16 protein-coding genes and 1 tRNA gene are annotated in these 20,802 nt (G+C 64.8%); 13 read left to right on the top strand and 4 right to left on the bottom strand.

The window, feature by feature from the left end:
* Positions 1 to 10 precede the first annotated feature (10 nt).
* The 3 genes from B4400_RS11640 to B4400_RS11630 form a co-directional block, all read right to left on the bottom strand.
* Positions 11 to 99 (bottom strand) — tRNA-Ser (locus B4400_RS11640).
* Between the two features lie 41 nt (positions 100 to 140).
* On the bottom strand, positions 141 to 719 hold the full coding sequence (locus B4400_RS11635) for a hypothetical protein (protein ID WP_286142074.1): 579 nt from the start codon (positions 717 to 719) through the stop codon (positions 141 to 143).
* A 48-nt stretch (positions 720 to 767) separates the two neighbouring features.
* Positions 768 to 1,931 (bottom strand): MFS transporter, encoded by a 1,164-nt coding sequence (locus B4400_RS11630; protein WP_078311211.1) that lies wholly within the window; start codon positions 1,929 to 1,931, stop codon positions 768 to 770.
* Between the two features lie 153 nt (positions 1,932 to 2,084).
* On the opposite strand from B4400_RS11630, the gene B4400_RS11625 reads away from it, so the two are divergent.
* The 8 genes from B4400_RS11625 (at position 2,085) to B4400_RS11590 (ending at position 13,233) form a co-directional block, all read left to right on the top strand.
* Complete coding sequence (locus tag B4400_RS11625; protein ID WP_353615249.1) at positions 2,085 to 3,464, top strand: alpha/beta hydrolase; 1,380 nt, start codon at positions 2,085 to 2,087, stop codon at positions 3,462 to 3,464.
* Positions 3,465 to 3,530: 66 nt separating this feature from the next.
* Positions 3,531 to 4,505 (top strand): NADPH:quinone reductase, encoded by a 975-nt coding sequence (locus tag B4400_RS11620; RefSeq protein ID WP_078311239.1) that lies wholly within the window; start codon positions 3,531 to 3,533, stop codon positions 4,503 to 4,505.
* Between the two features lie 124 nt (positions 4,506 to 4,629).
* Positions 4,630 to 5,178: an SRPBCC family protein gene (locus tag B4400_RS11615; protein WP_078311210.1), complete on the top strand. Its 549-nt coding sequence runs from the start codon at positions 4,630 to 4,632 to the stop codon at positions 5,176 to 5,178.
* The gene (locus tag B4400_RS11610) at positions 5,175 to 6,740 is read left to right on the top strand and encodes an AMP-binding protein (RefSeq protein ID WP_078311209.1); all 1,566 of its coding nucleotides are present in this window, start codon (positions 5,175 to 5,177) and stop codon (positions 6,738 to 6,740) included. Before B4400_RS11615 ends, B4400_RS11610 begins: the two co-directional genes overlap by 4 nt.
* Complete coding sequence (locus tag B4400_RS11605) at positions 6,740 to 7,945, top strand: FAD-dependent monooxygenase (protein ID WP_078311208.1); 1,206 nt, start codon at positions 6,740 to 6,742, stop codon at positions 7,943 to 7,945. The genes B4400_RS11610 and B4400_RS11605 overlap by 1 nt, the downstream gene beginning before the upstream one ends.
* Complete coding sequence (locus B4400_RS11600; RefSeq protein ID WP_078311207.1) at positions 7,946 to 9,886, top strand: FAD/NAD(P)-binding protein; 1,941 nt, start codon at positions 7,946 to 7,948, stop codon at positions 9,884 to 9,886.
* Positions 9,883 to 11,265, top strand: a complete 1,383-nt coding sequence (locus B4400_RS11595) for a lyase family protein (protein WP_078311206.1) — start codon at positions 9,883 to 9,885, stop codon at positions 11,263 to 11,265. The genes B4400_RS11600 and B4400_RS11595 overlap by 4 nt, the downstream gene beginning before the upstream one ends.
* A gap of 240 nt (positions 11,266 to 11,505) precedes the next feature.
* On the top strand, positions 11,506 to 13,233 hold the full coding sequence (locus B4400_RS11590; protein ID WP_078311237.1) for a helix-turn-helix domain-containing protein: 1,728 nt from the start codon (positions 11,506 to 11,508) through the stop codon (positions 13,231 to 13,233).
* Here the strand turns inward: B4400_RS11590 and B4400_RS11585 are convergent.
* Positions 13,129 to 14,415, bottom strand: coding sequence for an IS701 family transposase (locus tag B4400_RS11585; RefSeq protein ID WP_078311205.1), 1,287 nt, complete (start codon positions 14,413 to 14,415; stop codon positions 13,129 to 13,131). The two genes, B4400_RS11590 and B4400_RS11585, sit on opposite strands and share 105 nt — an antisense overlap.
* A 314-nt stretch (positions 14,416 to 14,729) precedes the next feature.
* Here B4400_RS11585 and B4400_RS11580 point away from each other — a divergent pair, with 314 nt between their 5' ends.
* From B4400_RS11580 to B4400_RS11560, 5 genes are read left to right on the top strand one after another with little or no spacing between them, the layout of a single operon-like run.
* Positions 14,730 to 16,355, top strand: a complete 1,626-nt coding sequence (locus B4400_RS11580) for a carboxylesterase family protein (RefSeq protein ID WP_078311204.1) — start codon at positions 14,730 to 14,732, stop codon at positions 16,353 to 16,355.
* Positions 16,356 to 16,371: 16 nt separating this feature from the next.
* Entirely contained in the window at positions 16,372 to 17,553 is a 1,182-nt protein-coding gene (locus tag B4400_RS11575) for a 3-deoxy-7-phosphoheptulonate synthase (RefSeq protein WP_078311203.1), read from the top strand.
* Complete coding sequence (locus B4400_RS11570; protein WP_078311202.1) at positions 17,547 to 18,305, top strand: SDR family oxidoreductase; 759 nt, start codon at positions 17,547 to 17,549, stop codon at positions 18,303 to 18,305. The genes B4400_RS11575 and B4400_RS11570 overlap by 7 nt, the downstream gene beginning before the upstream one ends.
* A gap of 3 nt (positions 18,306 to 18,308) precedes the next feature.
* On the top strand, positions 18,309 to 18,944 hold the full coding sequence (locus B4400_RS11565; protein ID WP_078311201.1) for an isochorismatase family protein: 636 nt from the start codon (positions 18,309 to 18,311) through the stop codon (positions 18,942 to 18,944).
* On the top strand, positions 18,941 to 20,797 hold the full coding sequence (locus tag B4400_RS11560; RefSeq protein WP_078311200.1) for an anthranilate synthase family protein: 1,857 nt from the start codon (positions 18,941 to 18,943) through the stop codon (positions 20,795 to 20,797). The genes B4400_RS11565 and B4400_RS11560 overlap by 4 nt, the downstream gene beginning before the upstream one ends.
* Positions 20,798 to 20,802: the final 5 nt, after the last annotated feature.

Below are 20,802 nucleotides of genomic sequence, written 5' to 3'. Positions count from 1 at the left end.
GGTCCTGCAGTGGCGGAGGATAGGGGATTTGAACCCCTGAGGGCTATTAACCCAACCCGCGTTCCAGGCGAGCGCCATAGGCCACTAGGCGAATCCTCCGTCGGTCATGGTAGCGGACTGAGCTGAGTGCTCTGGCCCCGCTACCAGCGGCCGTGCGGATACGGGTGCTGCGGAGGGCCGGGATGCGGCGGTGATTCGGGTCGGCGCCGCGACGCGGTGACGATCAAGACGATGATTCCGGCGACGACCAGACACACGCCGCCGATCGGCCCCGCGATCGTCGCGGTGATTGCCGCGGTGCCAGCTCTGGGGCCCACCCCGTAGTACCTATCCGCCGGTCCGGCACAGCTGATGGTGTAGTTCCCCGCTTCCTGTGCGGTAACTACATAGAGGGCGTTCCATCGGTTGATCGACATGCTGCCCCCGTAGCGTCGGAGCGTCGCGTCACGATTGTTCTCGTCGCGGGCCGCGCAACGCGTATGCGCTGCTACCGATGTGCCGACCTTGACGTCGGCGACATAGATGATCTGCGAAGTGCCTGCCGCGAAAGGGACTGTGGCCGAAGTATTTCCGTCGAATTCGTGGGTTGGTCCCTGAACAACGGAGACGATGCCCGCGATGAACAGTGCGATCCCGCCGATCACACCGGTCGCGATCAGTGCCGCGCCGATGCCATACCAATAGCGGGGAAGCGGCCGCCGCGGTGCCGGCATGCTCATGCGAGGTAGCCTACGACGCCCTGAGCTGCGCGAACGGCGATTGAGTTCTTAGATCTCGAGGGAACTTACCGTCGCCTTGACCGGCCCCGATGCACGCCGCGTGGTGGCCACCAGGGCCGCGCCGCCGATCAGCGCGACCACCAGCACGCCCAGCAGCGGCCGGAAACCGAGGGCATGCGCGAGGTAGGGCGCAGAGCTGGCGCCGAGGAAAACGGTGAACCCGTACAGGGCGGTACCGGCACCGCGCCGGGGAGCCGCCCGATCGCCGAACATGGTGACCATCGCCGTCGACGCGACGGCGATACCGGCGACGAAGATATTGCTGCCGACGACGATGACAGGAACCGAATCGGCGCCCAGGGCCTCGACCGCCAACCCCGCCGCCGCCAGCACGTACCCCACCAGCGCCCCGGTCTCGGTGCCGACCTTGCCCACCCACGATCCGACGAACGGTGCCACCAACATTCCGGGAATGCCCGCTAGCCGGATCGTTGTGACGGTGGACTCCGGCAGCCGCAGCTCGTCGACCAGCTGATTCGCCAGGCTCGTGTACATCGCGACGAACGACAGCATCAGGACGAACACCGCGGCCAGCGGCACCGCGATATCCCGGCGAGTGAGCAGGCGGGCCTGGGCGGCGAAACCGGAAACCACTCGCGCCGAGGGATCCCCGCCGCGCTCCTCGCGCATGACGAGCGCCAGCAGCCCCACATTGAGTGCGAGCCCGGCGGCGCTCACCCAGAACAGCCACTGCCATCCCCATGCCTGGGTGATGAGGGAGGCCAGCACCTGCCCGAGCACCCCGGCCATCAGATACGCGGTGGACACCGCGCCAATCGCCGTCGTCGCCGTCCGGCGGGGCAGCGCCTCCCCGAGATAGCTCAGCGCGGACGGTGAGAACGCTCCGCCGGCGAAGCCCTGAAGAACTCGCAGCAATCCGAACAGCGCGGGTGTGGGGGCAAAGGGCACCAGCAAGGTCAGGACGGCCATCACCGATACCCCGGCGATCAGCACATGCCGACGACCGAAACGATCGGTGATCGGACCGAATAGCAGGAACCCCGCGGCGTAGCCGAACAGCGCCGAGGACAGCGCGGGTGTCATGTTCTGTCCGCCGTAGGACGCCGATACGGCGGCGTGAATCGGAATCCACACATAGAGCTGCATGGTGACCTGCAGTGCACACAGCACGATCAGGACAACCCGCGTCATTTCTGCACTATTGGCCGGGCGCGGGGCCACCGGCAACCGCCGGCGTCGTTGTCCGTCACCTCTCGGGGCAGTGATGACCCAAACAGGCCGATTCCCAGCGATTCTCCAGAATGCACGGAACCTCCTTACAGGAATCCCACGGACAATCAGGGCGTGCCGCCGTCGGGGACCTGGGTACTGGCCGAGCTGCCTGCTTACGCGCGGAACAATCCGCTGTACGCCGGCCCTTCGCTCATCCATGGCTGGCTCCCGGTGACGATTCAAGTCCTGGCCGCGCTGGCGTTGGTGGCCGGTCTCTACCGCAGACCCCGGAGCTGGCTGCGGGTGTGGGTGCCCAGTGCCGCTGTCTGCGGCATGAGTGTGGGTGCGCTGGCGTACTGGTACATCACCTCGCAAGGAATGGCGGACAACCCGCCACCGCTCATGCTGTGGATCTGGATCGGTTTTGCCGCAGTGGCATTGGTTGTCTTGATAGCCGGCTGGATGCGGACAGCATGGATGCGTCGCGGTGCGATGGTCCTGGCGGTGCCGCTATGCCTCGTGGCGGCGCTGACTGTGCTCAATCAGTGGATCGACTACTACGACACGCTGCGTCTGGCGTGGGCCGCGGTGACCGCCGGGCCACTACCCGACGAGGCGGAGCTGGCGGAGGTACGCGATCTGAAGGGCCAGGGTGCCACGGCAACTGGACGTGTGGTTCCCGTCGAGATCCCGGCTGACGTCTCTGGATTCCAGCACCGAACCGAGTACGTGTATCTGCCACCCGCCTGGTTCGCGCGGCCCGCACCCCCGAAACTTCCCGTGGTCGTGATGATTTCCGGGGCGTGGTCGACTCCCGCCGACTGGGTACGTCAGGGCAACGCGGCTGCGGCCATGGACCGTTTCGCGCAATCGCATGATGGCGTCACTCCGGTGCTGGTCTTCGTCGACACCGGCGGGACCTTCAACAACGACACCGAATGCGTGGATGGTCCGCGCGGAAATGTCGCCGCGCATGTCACCAAAGAGGTTATCCCATACGTCAATTCGGAGTTCGGGACGAGTTCGAGCCCCGCCAATTGGGGTATCGTCGGCTGGTCGATGGGTGGAACGTGCGCGGCGGATTTTGCCATCACCCACCCGGAACTGTTCCATACCTTCGTCGACATGGCCGGCGACCTCACTCCCAATGCGGGCACTAAGGAACAGACGGTGGAGCGACTCTACGGCGGTGATGAGAAGCAATGGGCGCTGTTCGACACGCTCTCGGTGATACATGGCCATCGTCGATACCAGGACGTGGCGGGTTGGCTGGACGTATCGACGACCGCGAAAATCAGGGCGGGTCAGGAGCAGCTCACCGGTCCGATCGCGGCGCGTCGACTGTGTGAGGCGGCGTTGCCCGCGGGCATCGACTGCGCGGTGGTGCGGCGCGGTGGCAACCATGACTGGGCGTACGCGCAGGAGGCGTTCGCACAGGCCTTTCCCTGGGTCGCCGGCAGACTCGGTACGCCCGGGGTGCCGAGCACGCCGCTGCCCAGCAGCGGGTCGTGAATTGCAAGCATTGGCAACGTAATCCGTCACGTTGTGGGTGCGGCGGCCATACCGCAAGATGTGCGTATGCGCGCCGCCTATATCGAGCAGCGGGGACCCGCTGAAAACATCCAGTACGGCACGCTTCCCGAACCCGTGGCGTCGCCCGGTGAAGTGCTCGTCCAGGTCGACGCGGTGGCGGTCAACCCGGTGGATACCTTTGTGCGTTCGGGCTCGTACGCCACCGCGATTCCGCTGCCGTTTGTGGTGGGGCGTGACCTGGTCGGGACAGTTGTCCAGGCATCCGAGGGATTCCGCACCGGTGAGCGGGTCTGGTGCACCAGTCTTGGCTACGACGGAAGACAAGGTGCCACAGCAGAATTCGCTGCGGTTCCGGCTGAGAGGTTGTATGAACTGCCGTCGGATGTGGATCCGGAGGTCGCTGTCGCGGTGGCTCACCCCGCCTCGACCGCCTATCTGGCGACCGTCGAGTACGGGGACATCAGAGCCGGGGAAACGGTGCTGATCGTCGGGGCCGGTGGAAACGTCGGGTCGGCCGCAGTCTCCCTGGCGGCGGGTGCCGGCGCGCGGGTGATCGCCGTGGCATCGCAGCGCAGCCTGGATCGATGCGTGCAACTCGGGGCCTACGAGGTGTACGACTACACCTCCGATTGGGTGCCGCTGGTCAGTAAGAAGCACCCCGGTGCCGTCGATGTCTACTTGGACACCTCGGGCGTCAACGATGTCATGACGGCGGTGGATCTGCTTGCACCACACGGTCGGATCGTCCTGATATCCGGCGATGGAACCCCGGAGACCCAGCGGCCGGTGCCCCTTGGTCCGTTGTATCGCAAGAGTGGGTCCATTCGCGGATTTGTCATGTCCAGGGCGTCCACCCGCCAGCTCGCCGATGCGGCCCAGCGCACGGCGGTTCTGCTTGCCGGCGGTGATATTGTTCCGAATTCTATTGATTTGATGCAGTTTTCAGAGACAGCGCGGGCGCACCGACGCATCGAGACGGAAGTTATGGGCGGCACCCGGCTGGTGCTGCTTCCCGCGTGATTTCCGGCCGCAACCTGGTGTCTACTCCGCACCGGCGCACCGACTTGACGGACCCGAAAACCAACTTGACGGACCTTCTCCGGATACATCGCTGCTCCCTGTCGCCGGTGCCAGCCTTTGATGCGTGAGCCTCTTCGAAATCGAAACCAGCGCCTTCTGCACCTCATCGCCTGACGACCTGTACGCATTGGTCAGCGACCTCCCCGAGAGTGGTCGATGGAGCCCTGAATGCATTGGTGGACAATGGATATCCGGTGAACCCGGACAGGTTGGCGCGGTGTTCCGCGGCAACAACAATCGCGCGACCGATGTCGTCGCATGGGCGCCGGTGGTGCGCGGAGGCTGGCAGACCGAGAGTGAGATCGTGGCCGCCGAAGCTCCGAGGCAGTTCAGCTGGTCCATCCTGAACCGTTCGGGAGAGCGGCAGGAGAGTGTCTGGAGCTATTTCGTGGACGCTGCCGAGGGTGGGTCGATCCTGCGTCACCACTACCGGATGGGCAAGCCCACGGAGGGCATCACCGAAATCATGTCGCATCTCGACGCAGAAGGTAAGGAGCGGTTCGTCCGTGAATGGGGCGACAAACTCCGCGCCGATATGCAGGCCACCGTGGACTCCATCTCGCGCATCACCGAGGAAGCCCATGCTACCCAGAAAGCTGGAATACCCCAATGATTCTGCAGCGCATTGGAAATCGCGGCATCAAGCTCGGCTCACTCTTCGAACGCGCGGCGCGTAGACACGCTTCCAACACGCTAACACTGGACCATCGACCGTCGTTGGCTCCGCAGCTGGAAGGTACGTCGACCATCGTCGATGTGGCCGCGGCCGTTGACGATATCGCGCGGCGGCTACGGGCCGCCGGTGTCGCGCCCGGAGACAAACTGGTTATTCACAAGTCCGACGGATTTGACATTACTCTGGCGGCCTGTGCCGCAGCCCGAGTCGGCGCGGTTCCAGTGCTGTTGTCCCCCAAGTTAGATGGCGCGACAGTGGCGACACTCATTGGGCGGGTAGGCAACCCGGCCTTGCTGACGGACGCCGCGAAGCTCGAGGGTGACCTCGCCGGAGAGCCGATCGCGGAAATCACCTCGCGAATCCTGCTCGCCGAAGGCGAGCACCCGGAGGCCGTGACGCTGTCGGCGCTCACTCCCGCCGCGCCCGCGCCCGCCTTTATCCCCAGCCCGCACGATCCGGCACTCATCACCCACACCTCCGGTACCACCGGAGTACCCAAGCTCGCCGTGCACACCAACTTCACCTTCGAGGCGCGGTACCGGCCGCAGGCCGCCGTCGCCGCGCTGGTTCGTCGTCGCGAGCCCGTGGTCATCCACGTGTCCTTCGTGCATTCGCGCCTGGTGACGGCATTGGCGATCGCGATGCTGCGCGGCTTCCCCGTGGTGGTGCTCGTGGACGACGAACCCGAACACGCGGCGGAGATCTTCCTGCGTGTGAAGCCGGGAATCCTTGAGGCCCACCCCAACACCTTCATCAACTGGGAAGTGCTGGCCGAAGATCCGCGGCGCCCGCTGGCCTCGGTCAAATACTTCAGCAGCACCTTCGATGCCATTCACCCACGCACCGTGCGCACCCTGCTGGCGGCGACACAACGCCGGCGCCCGCTTTTCGGGCAGCTATACGGTCAAAGTGAGGTGGGGCCGATCGTCGCGCGCGGCTTCAGCCGCCTGAGGTCCGCCGACTCCGATGGGCGGTGTGTCGGCTACGCCTTCCCCGGCATGACGGACGTCCGGATCGTTTCCCGCAACGGGCAGCCGCCGTCGTCGGAGAACCCCGGTTACATCGAGGTGCGAACCGACGGCCGGATTCGTACCTACCTGGGGGAGCAAGACCGCTACGACAATCAGCTCGACGACGGTTGGTGGCGGATGGGCGATGTCGGCTACCGCACCCGTTGGGGCTGCATTCACCTCCTTGACCGCGAAGTCGATCTCATCGAAGGCTTCGGCAGCACCCTGGCCGCCGAGGATCGCCTGTTCCTGGCGGTGGACGAGCTCACTGAGGTGATCATCGTGGCAGGCCCGAATGGTCTCGCGCAGCCGGTCGTGTGCACCAAAAACGATGTGCCGCTCAATCTGAACGCCTGGGACACCGCGGCGGCCCAGTTGCCGCCGATGGCCCCGCCGCTTCAGCTGCGCCTCGATGAGCTTCCGCAGACCGCTACCACGAAGATCAAGAGGCTGGAACTGTCGGCGCGAATCAGCTCGGGGGCCTTCTGATGAGCCGGCTCATTGTGGTCGGTGGTGGTATCGGCGGACTTGCCGTCGCGTTGAGCGCGGCCGCCTCGGGTAACGAGGTGGTTGTCCTGGAGCGGGCGCGCGAGTTCGCCGAAATCGGCGCGGGTATCCAGCTTGCCCCCAACGGATTACATGCTCTCAACGTGCTCGGCGTGGGCGACAAGATCGAGAGCATCGGCGTCCAGGTGGACTCGCTGCGGCTTTTCGACGCCACCATCGACCGGCTGATCAACACGATGAGCCTGGGTGCGGATTATCAGCACCGGTTCGACAGCCCCTACCTGGTGGTGCATCGCGCGGAACTGCACCGCATCCTGGTCGACGCCTGCGTTTCGGATAGCCGCATTGAATTATTCAGCCGCAGTGAGGTATTCGGATACCAGCAGGGTGCCGAGGGAGTGCGGGCGCTGCTTGCCGACGGCACCAGCGTGGACGGCGACGGCCTCATCGGTGCCGACGGCATCAACTCTTCGATCCGCCGGGTGCTGCTCGACGACGGCGAACCGCGGGTGGCCGGGATCACGGTGTACCGCACCACGGTGCCCATCGACAAGGTCGATGAGAGCCTGCAATCCAATTCGGTCACCTGGTGGACCGGGCCCGGATGCCATCTGGTGACCTACCCGATCGCGGGTGGTTCGCTGCTGAATCTTGCGGCGAGCCGCACGGACGGTGTCACCCAGGCGTTCTCCGGGGTCTCGGTGAGTGAGGCGCGTGTGCGCGGCGAGTTGGCGCCATTGCGTGGAACGGCGCGCAGCCTGCTTGAGCTAGGGCAAGACTGGAGATCCTGGTCGCTGGTGGATCGTGACCCGGTACGGCAGTGGTCGGATCGTCGAGTGGTGCTGTTGGGCGATGCGGCGCACCCCATGCTGCACTACGCCGCGCAGGGCGCCAGCCAGGCACTTGAGGACGCCGTGGTCCTCGGCGCGATCATCGGTGCCGATCCAGACCGCCTTCCGGGCCGGTTCAGCAGGTATGTCGAGGCACGTCGTGACCGCACCGCCGACGTGACGCTGGCGGCCAGGGACAGCATCGGCATCTGGCATGCGGCGGGTGACGCGGCCGTCGAGCGCAACGAGAAGCTGGGCGCGATGCGAGATTCCGATCTGCATGACGAGCTGGCGTGGATGCACGGCGACACCGATTTCGGCTTGGCCGCGGTGACGTCGGCGGTAGGGGTGCGGTAGATGTCGGACCAACAGATTTGCATCATCGGTGCGGGACCTCGCGGTCTGGCAGTGCTGGAGCGCCTGTGCGCCAATGAGCGCCACGCACCCAGCGCGGACCGAATCGTCGTGCACGTCGTCGATCCCTACTCGCCGGGCGCCGGATCGGTCTGGCGGACCAATCAGTCCTGGCATCTGTTGATGAACACCGTGGCGTCGCAAATCACCGTGTTCACTGACGACAGCGTGGCCATCGAGGGACCCATTGAACCGGGGCCGACGCTCTACGAGTGGGCGCAAAGCCTTGCGTTGCTGGGTGATCCATCGCGTAGCGGCGAGAAGGCGATCGCCGAGGCACGTACGCTGCGGTCCAACTCGTACCCGACGCGGGCCCTCTATGGGCACTACCTCAGCGACAGTTTCGCGCGTGTGGTCGGGTGGGCGCCCGATCACGTGACCGTGCTCGTCCACCGCTCCCGTGCAGTGGCATTGGCGGACACTCATGGCGATATCGATGGGCCACAGGGGGTTCGGCTGGAGAACGGGACGAGGTTGCATGATCTGAGCGCCGTCATTCTCGCCGTCGGACATGTGCCCGCAGGCCTGCGCCCCGGTGAGGCGCGCGCCGCTTCCCTGGCCCGTATCCACGGACTGACCTACGTCACCCCGGCCAACCCGGCCGATATCGATTTGTCCGCCATCGCACCGGGGGAACCGGTCGCTGTTCGGGGACTGGGGCTGAACTTCTTTGACTACATGGCTCTGTTGACGGTGGGCCGTGGCGGAAAGTTCGAACGGGAGCAAGGAACGGAAGAGGGGCGGCTGGTGTACCGCCCCTCGGGGCAAGAGCCGATTCTGTACGCCAGCTCTCGACGTGGCATCCCGTACCACGCACGCGGCGAGAACCAGAAGGGTTCCTCCGGTCGCTATTTCCCGCGTCTGCTCACCGTGGAACGCATCACCCAGCTCCGCGAGGACCTCGGTGGTCTCCTCCAGTTCCGCCGCGACCTCTGGCCGCTCATCGCTCGGGAAGTCGAATGCGTCTACTACGAAGGGCATTTGACGCAGCGCGGAGTGCCAATCCAAGAGTTCGCCGCGCGGTACCTCGCCGCGGATGAGGGCGACCTGCCGGCGATTTTGTCGGATCACAACCTGCTCGAGATCGCCTGGGAATGGGATGATCTCGACCGTCCTTGGGGTAACCGCGAGTTCAGTGGCCCTTCGGAGTTCACCGCGTGGATCCTCGAACACCTGCGCGCCGATGTGGTGATGGCACGTGAGGGCAATGTCGACGGTCCGGTGAAGGCGGCGCTGGATGTGTTGCGGGACCTGCGCAATGAGATCCGGCTGGCGGTGGACCACGGCGGGCTGGACGGTAAGTCGTACCGCGACGAGTTGGAGAGCTGGTACACGCCGTTGAATGCCTTCCTGTCCATCGGCCCGCCGGCTCAGCGGATCGAGGAGATCATCGCCCTGGTGGAAGCCGGGGTCATGCATCTGGTGGGACCACAGATGCAGGTGCGCTTCGATACTCATGACCCGGCCGTGGTCATCGAGTCGCCACTTGTGCCGGGGTCGGCCGTCAGGACGCGCAGCCTCATCGAGGCACGACTACATGAACCAGACCTGCGCCGCAGCAGCGACCCCCTGCTGATCTTCCTGCAGGAGACCGGTCAATGCCGCCCGTATGAGATTCCTACCGATGATCACAAGGCCTACCAGACAAAGGGATTGGCAGTCACCGAACGCCCGTACCGGTTGATCGGTGCCGACGGGCGCGTTCATCCGCGCCGGTTCGCCTATGGGGTGCCCACTGAGTCGGTGCACTGGGTTACCGCGGCGGGAATCAGGCCGGGAGTGGATTCGGTGACACTGGGCGACGCGGATGCGATCGCGCGTGCCGCATTGGCCAGTGCACCCTCTCCGGTTGCAGATGTGGGTGATCACGGAGTGCTGGTGTGAGCGGTTTCCTGGAGACCGGACTCCTCTCGCCGGTCAGCGCCGGCACCGTCGCCGAGGGTGAGTTGACCGATACGGCGTGGCTGCAGGCGATGCTCGACGCGGAGGTGGCGCTAGCAGCCGCGCAGGCAGATATCGGAGTTCTGCCCAGGGCCGCCGCGGATGTCATCGCCAAGGCTGTGGCCGGACACGATATTGACGTCCGTGCGGTGGCGTTGTCGGCGCGGGAGACAGCCAATCCCGTCGTCGGCCTGATCAAAGAACTGACTCGGGTGGTGGGGGACATCGATCCGAGTGCGACCGACTACGTGCACCGCGGATCGACCAGCCAAGACATCCTGGACACCGCGGCGATGATGCTGGCCAAGCGGGTGCTGTCGCTCATCGCGACGGATTTGGGTTACGTAGCCGAGGCTCTTGCGATCCTGGCCGTCGAACACCGGGACACTGTCATGGCTGCTCGCACCCTGGCGGTTCACGCCGTTCCGACCACGTTCGGGCTCAAGGCATCCGGCTGGCGGGAGCTGATCCTGGAGGCCCGTGCACGCGTGCTCGCAGTCGCGGGCGCACTTCCGGTCTCACTGGGTGGTGCCGCGGGCACCCTCGCCGGGTACCTCGAATATGCGGGATCGCACCGTGCAGATCCCGGGGCATTCGTCGAGACGCTGAACATCGCCTTCGCGCGGAGGACGGGCCTGGCCGCCTCGGGGCTGCCCTGGCACGCGCTACGCGCCCCGATCGCCGATATCGGTAGCACCACGGCCTTTGCGACGGGCGCATTGGGCAAGTTCGCCATCGATGTGCTGACCTTGAGCCGCACCGAGGTCGGGGAGGTACTCGAACCGGCACCACCGGGTCGCGGTGTCTCCTCGGCCATGCCGCACAAGCGAAACCCGGTGCTGGCCACGATGATCAGGTCGGCGGCGTTGCAGGTTCCGGCGCTCAGCACCATCCTGACCAACTCGTTGCTCAGCGAGGACGAGCGGTCCGCGGGTGGCTGGCACGCGGAATGGCTGGCCCTGCGCGAATGTCTGCGCCTCACCGGCGGTGCGGCGCAGACGGCCGTCGATCTGAGTCGTGGACTGCAGGTGCGCGGCCAACGCATGTCGGACAACCTCGGGTTGCTCGGCGGGCAGCCCTCGGCCGAGCGGCTTTCGGCGGCGCTGTCCGCGCAGTTGGGCAAGGCGCCGGCGAAGGCCCTCGTCTCCGCCGTCGTCGACGAGGCAGTCGCGGGCGGCGTGAGTTTGCGCGAGGCGAGTCTTGCCCGGCCGGAGGTCATCGCGTGGTTGAGCGAGGCCGAGGTCGATGAACTGTTGGACCCCGTCACGTATGTCGGAGCGGCAGGTCAGCTGGCTGAGGCGGCGGCGATGCGACAGATCTGAGGAAGTCACCTGCGCGAACTTTCGTTCAGGCTGATTCTTTGCGAACTGTTCGCGCGTAAGAGTCTTGACGCTGCCGTACCCCACATTTACCGTTGCCACGCACACACGGCAGACGGGTAGTTGGGATTGACTGACATACAGGTTGGTGGGGCCCGCGAGGGGGGGCCCACCGCGTTAGCCGTGCTGCGGCTGTTGGCTTCCGGAACGGCGCCCGATGTCTTCGAGGCCCGGCTCAAGGAGATGGCCCGCGAATCCTCGCCCCCGTGGAGCGCTGCGGATCTGCATCGCGCTCGCGGATATGCCGAGCGCATATACGGCCTTATCGAAGGGCAGAATCAGCGGGAGGCGCGACTGTCCAACCTCGTGGGTGTGGCCATCGAACTGCTTGGTTGCCGCGATATCGACGAGGCATCGACGACCTTGGTGGAACGTGCGCGGATCATGCTCGATGCCGACTTCGCGTTCATTTCGGTGCGCGATGACTCCGGGCCTGAGGTGCGGCACCACGTCCGCTACGTCGACGGGTCTACCACTGCGATCAACCGCGGTCTGTATTTCCCGATTGGTGACGACGTCGGATTGGTCAGTCAGTACCGTCCCGGCCATGGCCCGGTATGGACCACGGATTACCCGTCCGACACCAGGTTTAGCCGGGCCAGCGATGGCGACGCCGCCATGCGCTCCGAGGGTGTGCACAGCCTGATGGTCATGCCGATGGAGCATGAGGGGCAGCACTTCGGCAACCTCTATGTCGGATCCCGCACTGTGCGCAGCTTTACCGGCGCCGAGCGGGCGCTCTTCGCCAGCCTCTGCTCGTTCGCGGGCATCGCGTTGGCGCGTGCCGACGAATTCTCCAGCAACACAGCACAAATCAGCGAGCTAGAGCAACGCCTCGAGCTGCGGACCAGGCTTCTCAACGCCGGGGCCGGCCCCGGTGGCATGGATAGCTTTGTCCTCACGGCGGGGGAGCACCTCGGTGTCGCGATGCGGGTTACTGGCCACGATGGCGCCGAGATCGCTTCGTACAGATGGGAATCCGATCCGGAAGACTTCGTGACGACCGCACTCGCGGTGGGCGATGACTACCACGGCGAGCTGTCCGTCGCGAGCCTGAATGACGACCCAGTCTCGGTGTACCCGTTAAAGATTCAGGATCTCACCACCACGGCTGCGGTGGTCATGTCTGGCGACAATCGAATGTCGTTGTCGGTGGCCCAGCTGCGTGACGACCTGCTCCACGACGTGCTGGATTACCGCCAGCGTGACAGTCGGTTGGTTCAGACCTACGCCCGTCGTTTGTCTTTGGACCTCAATCAACCCCATGTCGTGGTGATTCTCAGGCCTGAACGTGGCGGACTGGACCGCGCGTCGCTGTGGTCGGCGTCGTTCGCCTCACGCGTGGGTGGGCTCCGGGCCACCCAGGACGAGGTGGTGGTACTGCTCGTTCCGGGATCGGACCCGGGGCGGACCGCCCAGGCGGTCTGGGACGAAACAACCACGCACCTGCGCATGCCGGTGACGGTGTCCTCTGCCGGACCGTCGGACCGTGTCGAATCCATCGAAGAGACGTACCAGGACGCGATGCGCTGCATGGACGCGATGAGTGCCCTGGGCGCTCTCGGAACCGCAGCCGCCGCAAACGAACTCGGATTTCTCGGCGTGCTGCTCTCGCGTCACCAGGACATCGAGGGTTTCGTCAGATCCATGGTCGGGCCCGTCATCGACTACGACGAAGACCGCGATACCGATCTGCTTCAGACCCTCGACGTCTACTTCACCGTGGGCGCCAGCCCCACCCGTGCCGCAAAGATCCTGCACACCCATCCCAACACGGTGGTGCGTCGTCTCGATCGGGTGAATGAGTTACTCGGTGACGGGTGGCAGGATGCCGAGCGGCTCCTGGACACGCAGCTCGCCATCAAGTTGTGGAAAGTTCGTGGTTCGCTGCTCACTCGCCAGACCGGGTGACACCAGGCATCCCACCGCCGCGGCGATAGACACGAGAGTGGCGTGACGATGCCATCCGGTGAACGACCGTCCCGCGAAGTCCTGCATGCCCATGCGGTTTGCCAGGTGCAGGTATCCCTGCTGCACGTGATCGGCCAGGGCCACCTGATGTGCCTGTGACGAGGTGGAGAACTCGGGGTCGTTGGTCAACCAGAGTTCGGTGCGCGCCCGCGAGTGGTCCAGCGGGGTCATGCCGACGAGCGTCAACGGTGTCCGTGACCGCACTGCGGACGGGTCCGCCAGCTGAACCTTGGCGATGCTGATCAGGTGTCGGCGTCCCTGGTAGACGTACTGCTCGGTGCGCCGCGAGCCCTTGGTGGCCTGCACGATCTGCGCGGCGGGCAGGACGCGCCCCTGGTAGCCGGCGAATGCCGGGTCGACTACTTGAAGCTGCAGGTCGCTAGGTACCCGCGTGGTCGCCACCTGATGGGACAGCGTTCCGAAGACCTGCGTCAGGTCCGCACCGCTGGCACCGAGCAGGTCGAAGATCACCGGTGCTTTCGAGGGACGGGCCACCTTGAGGAATTCCTGGAACGACGACAGCGCGCATCCGCTTACCGACTCCAGGGGGTAATCCTCGGGGATCGAGGTCTTGGTCTTCTTGGTGGCCGATTCCAGCCAGGGCTGCGACAGGTGCAACCGCCAGCTCACCGGTACCGCGAAACCGTCAGCGGCGAGCCACACACTGAGGGCGAGCTGGCCGTTGACCGCGCGCCCGGCGCGAGGGCAGTAGCGCCGGTCCACGCCCACGGAGTGCACGCCTGCCTTAGGAATGAGCATCGGGGTCACCACCCATGCGGCCGCGTGGTACGCGCTGGTGAGGTACGCGGTCAGGTCCCGGCGCACCGCCCACCAGTCCCAGGTGGAGCTGTTCACGAAGTGGTGCAGGTTCTGCTCGCTCACTTCGCGGCCCATCGACTGGCCCATGCTGGCCGCCATGTTCCGCGCCGACTTACGTCCGCGCACCTTCAGCAGGCCGGTGACGTAGTCCTCGCCCTTGGCGCGCTGATCGCAGCGCGGCAGGGATCGCAGCACTTCGGGGCATACATGCGAGGCCACGGAAGCCATGGCGTCGACCGAGCTGACGCGGGGCCGCGTATCGAACAGGTCGGTCGCGGCCTGTGCCTTGGTCGCAGATGTCATGTCTGAAGCACCTCAATGAGTTAGCGGATGTTCGGAGTCGACCCAAGAATGGGCCAGAGTCGCGCTGAGGGCCAGGTATTGGCACCACACAAAGTGACGGACTATGCGGGTGCCCCGCTACACCAACCGTGGTGGACTAATGCGAGATGACGGATTGATGAACAACCCCGTGACCTGCAAATCATTGTTTGCAGGCTGAGTCATTAGGTGGCGCAATGGGGTACCAGGGGGGTCAACTTGACGGATTCCCTTCGAACTGACGAACTGAATTCACGATTGTTTGGTGCGTGCCGCCCCATCTCGAAGATAGAGAGGTGATTACCCGGCGGGCGTTGCTAGGAACGACATTTGCGTTGGCTGGCGCGGCGGCACTTGCTGGTTGCGGCTCGCAGGCCAGCGCGGCGGATCCGCAAGTTTCTGTGACCGGCGGCGCGATCCGTGGGGGAACCGCAGGCAAGGTGCATGTGTTCCGGGGCATCCCCTACGCGCAGCCGCCGACCGGAGAGAATCGATTCCGGTCCCCGCGGCCGCCAGTTCCCTGGCGGAATACTTTGGACACCACAAGATTTGGCTCTGACTTCATTCAGCCGGCTGGCGGGGATCCGGTGCGTCAGGAAGACGCCCTGTATGCCAATGTATGGACGCCCACGGTGGACGGGGCCGCGAAGCTGCCCGTGATCGTCTACATCCACGGCGGCGGCTGGTCCCGGGGAGCGGGCAGTCTCCCGGTCTACGACGGGGCGGCGCTCGCCGAGCGTGCCGGTGCCGTCGTCGTGAACTTCAACTACCGGCTCGGTGCCTTCGGCTTCTGCGGTCATCCCGCCCTCGAAGACCCCGACACCGGACTGCACACCAACTGGGGCCTCCAGGACCAAATCGCGCTGCTGCGCTGGGTTAGTGAGAACGCCAAGGCGTTTGGTGGCGACCCGGGGAACATCACGCTGGTCGGGACCTCGGCGGGCGGTGCCAGCACCTGGCAGCTGTCGCTGCATCCACAGACGCGGCCGCTGCTGCGCCGAATCATCAGCATCAGTCAGGCACATGTCTGGAGCCCCTACCTGAGCCTGACGCCCGCCGACGCCACCACAGTGTTCGATGCGCTGGCCGCGGCGCAGGGGGTGCCGGTCAAGAACCTCAAAGACGTACCGGCGGACCGGATACGCGACTGGTGGGTGGCGCAGTTCGCTCTGCCGAGGTCGCAACGCATAGTCACGAGCGGTCGCCAGTACCGCGGACCCATCCTCGACCCGGTGCTGCTCCCGGCCTTCGATGTCAATCAACCGATGCCAGACATCCCTGCCATCTCCATCTACACCAGCACGGAGGGATCGTTCTTTACCGGTCCTCATGCGCCCGACCCGCAACCGCAGCCGACCGATGCTGACTCACTGCGCGCCGCCTTCCGTGACATTCTCGAGCAGGGAGCCGCGCCCATATCCGATGAGGCTGTCGCTCATGCCGTTGCCATGTACACAGATTCGGCTAAGCAGGATGGCCGGCCGGCGGATCCGCTCTCGCTGTGGACCGAACTGTGGGGAGATGCTCTGATTCGCCACGACATCCTCGCCTTCACCCGCCGTGCGACGGTTGAACGGCGTGCGCCGCTGTACCTCATGGAATATGCCCACCCGGTACAGCAGCCGTACTTCGGCGTGCCTCATGAGTCGACGTCACCGTTCCTCTTCGGTACCTACGCGCACCCGTCCAATGTGGCCAAGTTCGGCGACGGGCCCAAGGAGCGTGAAACCTCTGCCGCCTTTATGGATGTGGTGACAGAGTTCGCGCACGGCCGTGCACCGGCGAGCTCGCGGCTTCCTCAATGGGATCCGGTTGGCCAGGACTTGCGGCAGCTTGTGCTGCGTGACGGCGCCGGAACAATCACCACTCCTGCCAAGACCACACAGCTGGGCGTTCTCGACGCAGTCCAGTGGGGCAAGTGAATCAGAAATCAATCGAATGGAGATCACGAGAATGACTGCGCCATCACTGCTGCTCACTACCGGACGCGCTGTGCAACAACCGGTCTGGGAGAACGACGTGCACCTGGAGCGTGTGCGGGCGGAGCTCAGCGAGCTGCCCGCGCTGGTCGGCGCCGACGAGATCAGGACCTTGCGTGCGCTGCTGAGCACCGTCGCTCAGGGCCGGGCCACCATCATCCAGGCGGGTGATTGCGCGGAGGATCCGCAGGAGTCGACCAATGCTCACGTGGCTCGCAAGGTAGCGCTGCTCAACGTGCTCGCCGGCACCATGCGGATGAAGACCCACCGGCCGGTACTGCGGGTGGGCCGCATCGGCGGGCAGTATGCCAAGCCGAGGTCCAAGCCCACCGAGATGATCGATGGTGTCGAACTGCCCTCTTTCCGTGGGCATCTCGTCAATGGTCCGCAGCCGCACCCGGTACATCGGCGTGCCAATCCGGATCGGATGCTTGCCGGATACTGGGCCGCGAACCGGGTGATGGGTCACCTGGGGTGGCGGGTGCCATCCTCGCTGTCGGTCATCGAACCGCCGGTGTGGACATCTCACGAGGCGCTGCTGCTCGACTACGAGGCACCGCAGTTGCGGCGCGACGGCGAGAACCGCATGGTGCTCACGTCCACGCACTGGCCCTGGATCGGCGACCGGACCCGGCATCTGGACGGCCCGCATGTTGAATTGTTCTCCCGTATCGCCAATCCGGTGGCGTGCAAAGTCGGCCCATCGATGACGACCGAGGAGCTGCTCGCGCTGTGCGACAAGCTGGATCCAGAGCATGAGAGTGGCCGGTTGACGCTGATCGCGCGATTGGGTGCTTCGGCAGTGCGTAACAAGCTGCCAGATTTAGTTGCGGAGGTGCGTGAATCCGGGCACCCCGTGATCTGGCTGTGCGACCCATTGCACGCCAACACGGTGTCCACCGACTCCGGGTACAAGACGAGGCATGTCCAGACGGCCATCGACGAGGTGCGCGGCTTCCGTGAGGTACTCGATGCGGCGGGCGTGCACTCGGGCGGATTGCACCTGGAAGCAACGCCGGATGATGTCGTCGAGTGCGTCTTTGACGACTCCCAGAATCACGAAGTAGGTCAGCGGTATTCGACGCTGTGCGATCCGCGTCTCAACACCGCTCAGGCCGCCGAGGTGGTGTCGGCATGGTAGCGGTGGTGACGGGTGCTGGCGGGGGAGTCGGCTCTCGAGTGGTGACGACCCTGGCTCGCCGCGACGAGCGAGTTATCGCGGTGGATATCGACGAGGTGGCCATCAAGCAGCTCGTCGAATATGCCGCCGATGAGGGGCTGGACATCATCGGACAGGTGCTCGACATCACCGATGACACCGCGGTGGCGGTGGGGGTGGCCGACATTGAATCTCGGATAGGCCCGATCACCTCGTTGGTGAACGGTGCGGGGGTGCTGAGAACAGGGGCGGCGGTGGAGTTCTCCGACTCCGACTGGGCTCGGACCTTTGATGTCAACGTGCGGGCGCCATTTGTGCTGAGCCGGGAGGTGGCGCGACACATGATCCCCCGCCGCGCTGGTTCAATCGTGACGATTGCCTCCAACGCAGCGTTGGTGGCCCGTAAGGGAATGACGGCGTACGCCGCGTCCAAGGCAGCCGCCAACGCCTTCACCAAGAGTCTGGGGTTGGAGCTTGCGGAGCACGGAATCCGATGCAACGTTGTCGCTCCCGGTTCTACGGACACCCCCATGTTGCGCGCCATGCTGGGAGATTCCTCCGACTCCGGACTGGTTTCCGGCAGTCTGGATGACTTCAAGCCGGGGATTCCCCTGGGGCGCGTCGCCCAACCACAACACATCGCTGACGCTGTGGCCTTCCTGCTTTCCGACCAAGCCGCCCACATCACCATGCACACGCTGGTGGTCGACGGCGGCGCGACGCTAGGGGTTTGACCCATGACCACCGTTGAACGCGGTATCCCGATCATCGCCGAATACGATCTGCCGACAGTGGACCTGCTGCCCGCCAACACGGCGACATGGCAGATCGACCCGGCTCGCGCGGTGTTGCTCATCCACGATATGCAGCGCTACTTCCTTGCCCCACTGCCTGCTTCGCTGCGTGCGGAGCTGGTGAGCAACGTTGCGGCCATCCGTGACCGGTCTGTGGCCGCGGGAATCCCGATCGCCTACACCGCTCAGCCCGGCAGCATGACTCAGGAACAGCGCGGTCTGCTCAAGGACTTCTGGGGCCCCGGGATGCGGGTGGACGAGGAGCACCGCCAGATCGTCGATCCGATCGCGCCCGATCCCGGTGATTGGGTCTTCACCAAATGGCGGTACAGCGCTTTCCATCGTTCGGCACTGCTGGAGCGGATGCACGCCGCAGGGCGAGACCAGCTGATTATTTGCGGTGTCTACGCGCACGTGGGAGTGCTGATGACGGCGGTGGACGCGTTTACTCACGATATCGAGACCTTCCTGGTCGCCGATGCGATCGCCGACTTCGATGACGAATCGCACTGGATGGCACTCGAATACGCGGCCCGGCGGTGCGCTGTGCTGACCGTTACTGATGAGGTGCTGACATGAGTGATCTCCTGGGGCGCGTCTTGGCCGGACAAACCGGACCATTCGCGCTGCTGCATCGGCCGGAATCCGGCGCTCCCGATGTCGTCGATGTGTTCACCGGAGAGGTGACGTCCGTCGAACGGATCGGTGACCTGCCGTTGCGCGATGGATTGGTTGGGCATGAGCTACTGGCATTGGTGCCTTACCGCCAGATCGTCGAGCGGGGATTCGTGGCGCCCGATGATGGTGCTCCGCTGCTGGCACTTGCCATCGAACAGCAAGAGCCGGCGCCGTTGTCTGCGGTGCTGGATCGAATTCCTGAGTACCCGGTGGTGGTGGGTCACAGCGATTTCGACATCGATGACGAGGAGTACGCACGTCTGGCGGCCGGAATCATCTCCGAGGAGATCGGTCAGGGTGCCGGCGCCAACTTCGTGCTCAAGCGGAACCTGCTCGTGCAGTTGCATGACTATTCGATCAACACGGCACTGACGCTCTTTCGCAGGCTGCTGGAGCGAGAGAAGGGTGCGTACTGGACCTTCCTGGTGAGCACCGGGGATCAGGTGTTCGTCGGTGCCACACCCGAACGCCATATCAGCGTGCAGGATTCGTTGGCCGTGATGAATCCGATCAGCGGGACCTATCGGTACGGTGTCAACGGCCCGAATCTGGATGCCGTGATGGAGTTTCTCGCCGACACCAAGGAATCCGATGAGCTTTACATGGTGGTCGACGAGGAACTGAAGATGATGGCCCGTATCTGCCCGGATGGTGGTCAGGTGCAGGGGCCGTACCTGAAGGAAATGGCGCGGCTTGCGCATACCGAGTATTTGATTTCCGGTGTGACGAACCGTGATCCGCGAGAGATCCTGGCCGAGACGATGTTCGCGCCGACGGTGACGGGAAGCCCGCTGGAGAATGCGTGCCGCGTCATCCAGCGGTATGAACCACAGGGCCGGCGGTACTACAGCGGAGTCGCCGCGCTGATCAGTACCGATACTGCCGGCGTGCGGCAGATGGATTCGGCGATCCTGATCCGTACCGCTGAGATTTCGCCTGATGGAGCACTTGTGGCCGGCACCGGCGCCACCATCGTTCGGCATTCCAATCCCGCGAGTGAGGCCGCCGAAACCCGCAGTAAGGCGGCAGGATTGCTCTCCGCGTTGACGACACGTCGCGAACTTCGCAGTCATCCCCGCGTGACGGAGGCCCTCGCCAGTCGCAACTCCGGCATAGGGACCTTCTGGCTGGGGCACGATTCAGGGGCGAGCGCCGCGAATCTGGTCGGCCGGACCGCGTTAGTGGTCGACGCCGAGGACACGTTCACCTCGATGATCGGATTGCAGCTGCGGGCCTTGGGCTTGCGGGTGGATATTCGTCGCTTCGACGAGGACATCAGGCCCGGTTCGCATGACATTCTGGTGCTCGGTCCCGGTCCGGGTGATCCGACGGCCATTGATGTTCCGAAGATCGCGACGCTGACGGCGTTGACGAAGACCGCACTGACCCAGCGCATTCCGTTTCTGTCGATTTGCCTGAGTCATCAGGTGCTGTGCTGGCAATTGGGTCTGCCCATCCGTCGCCGGGAGCAGCCTAATCAGGGTGTCCAGCGGCAGATCGATTTGTTCGGAACTGAGCGGCATGTCGGGTTCTACAACACCTTCGCCGCGGTCACAGGCGGCGAGTGGGTGGATACTCCGGCGGGGCGAGTGCAGATCAGTTCGGATGCCGTGACGGGTGAGGTTCACGCGGTGCGCGCCAAGCGATTTGCGTCGATCCAGTTCCACGCCGAATCCATCCTGACGCGGGATGGAGTAGGGATCTTCGCTGAGCTGCTGACGCCGCTGGCGACGGGGGTTCCGGTACTAGCATGACAAGT

This window comes from Mycobacterium sp. D16Q13 (assembly GCF_002013375.1).
GTDB lineage: Bacteria > Actinomycetota > Actinomycetes > Mycobacteriales > Mycobacteriaceae > Mycobacterium.
This window is presented reverse-complemented; position numbering and strand designations above follow the sequence as displayed.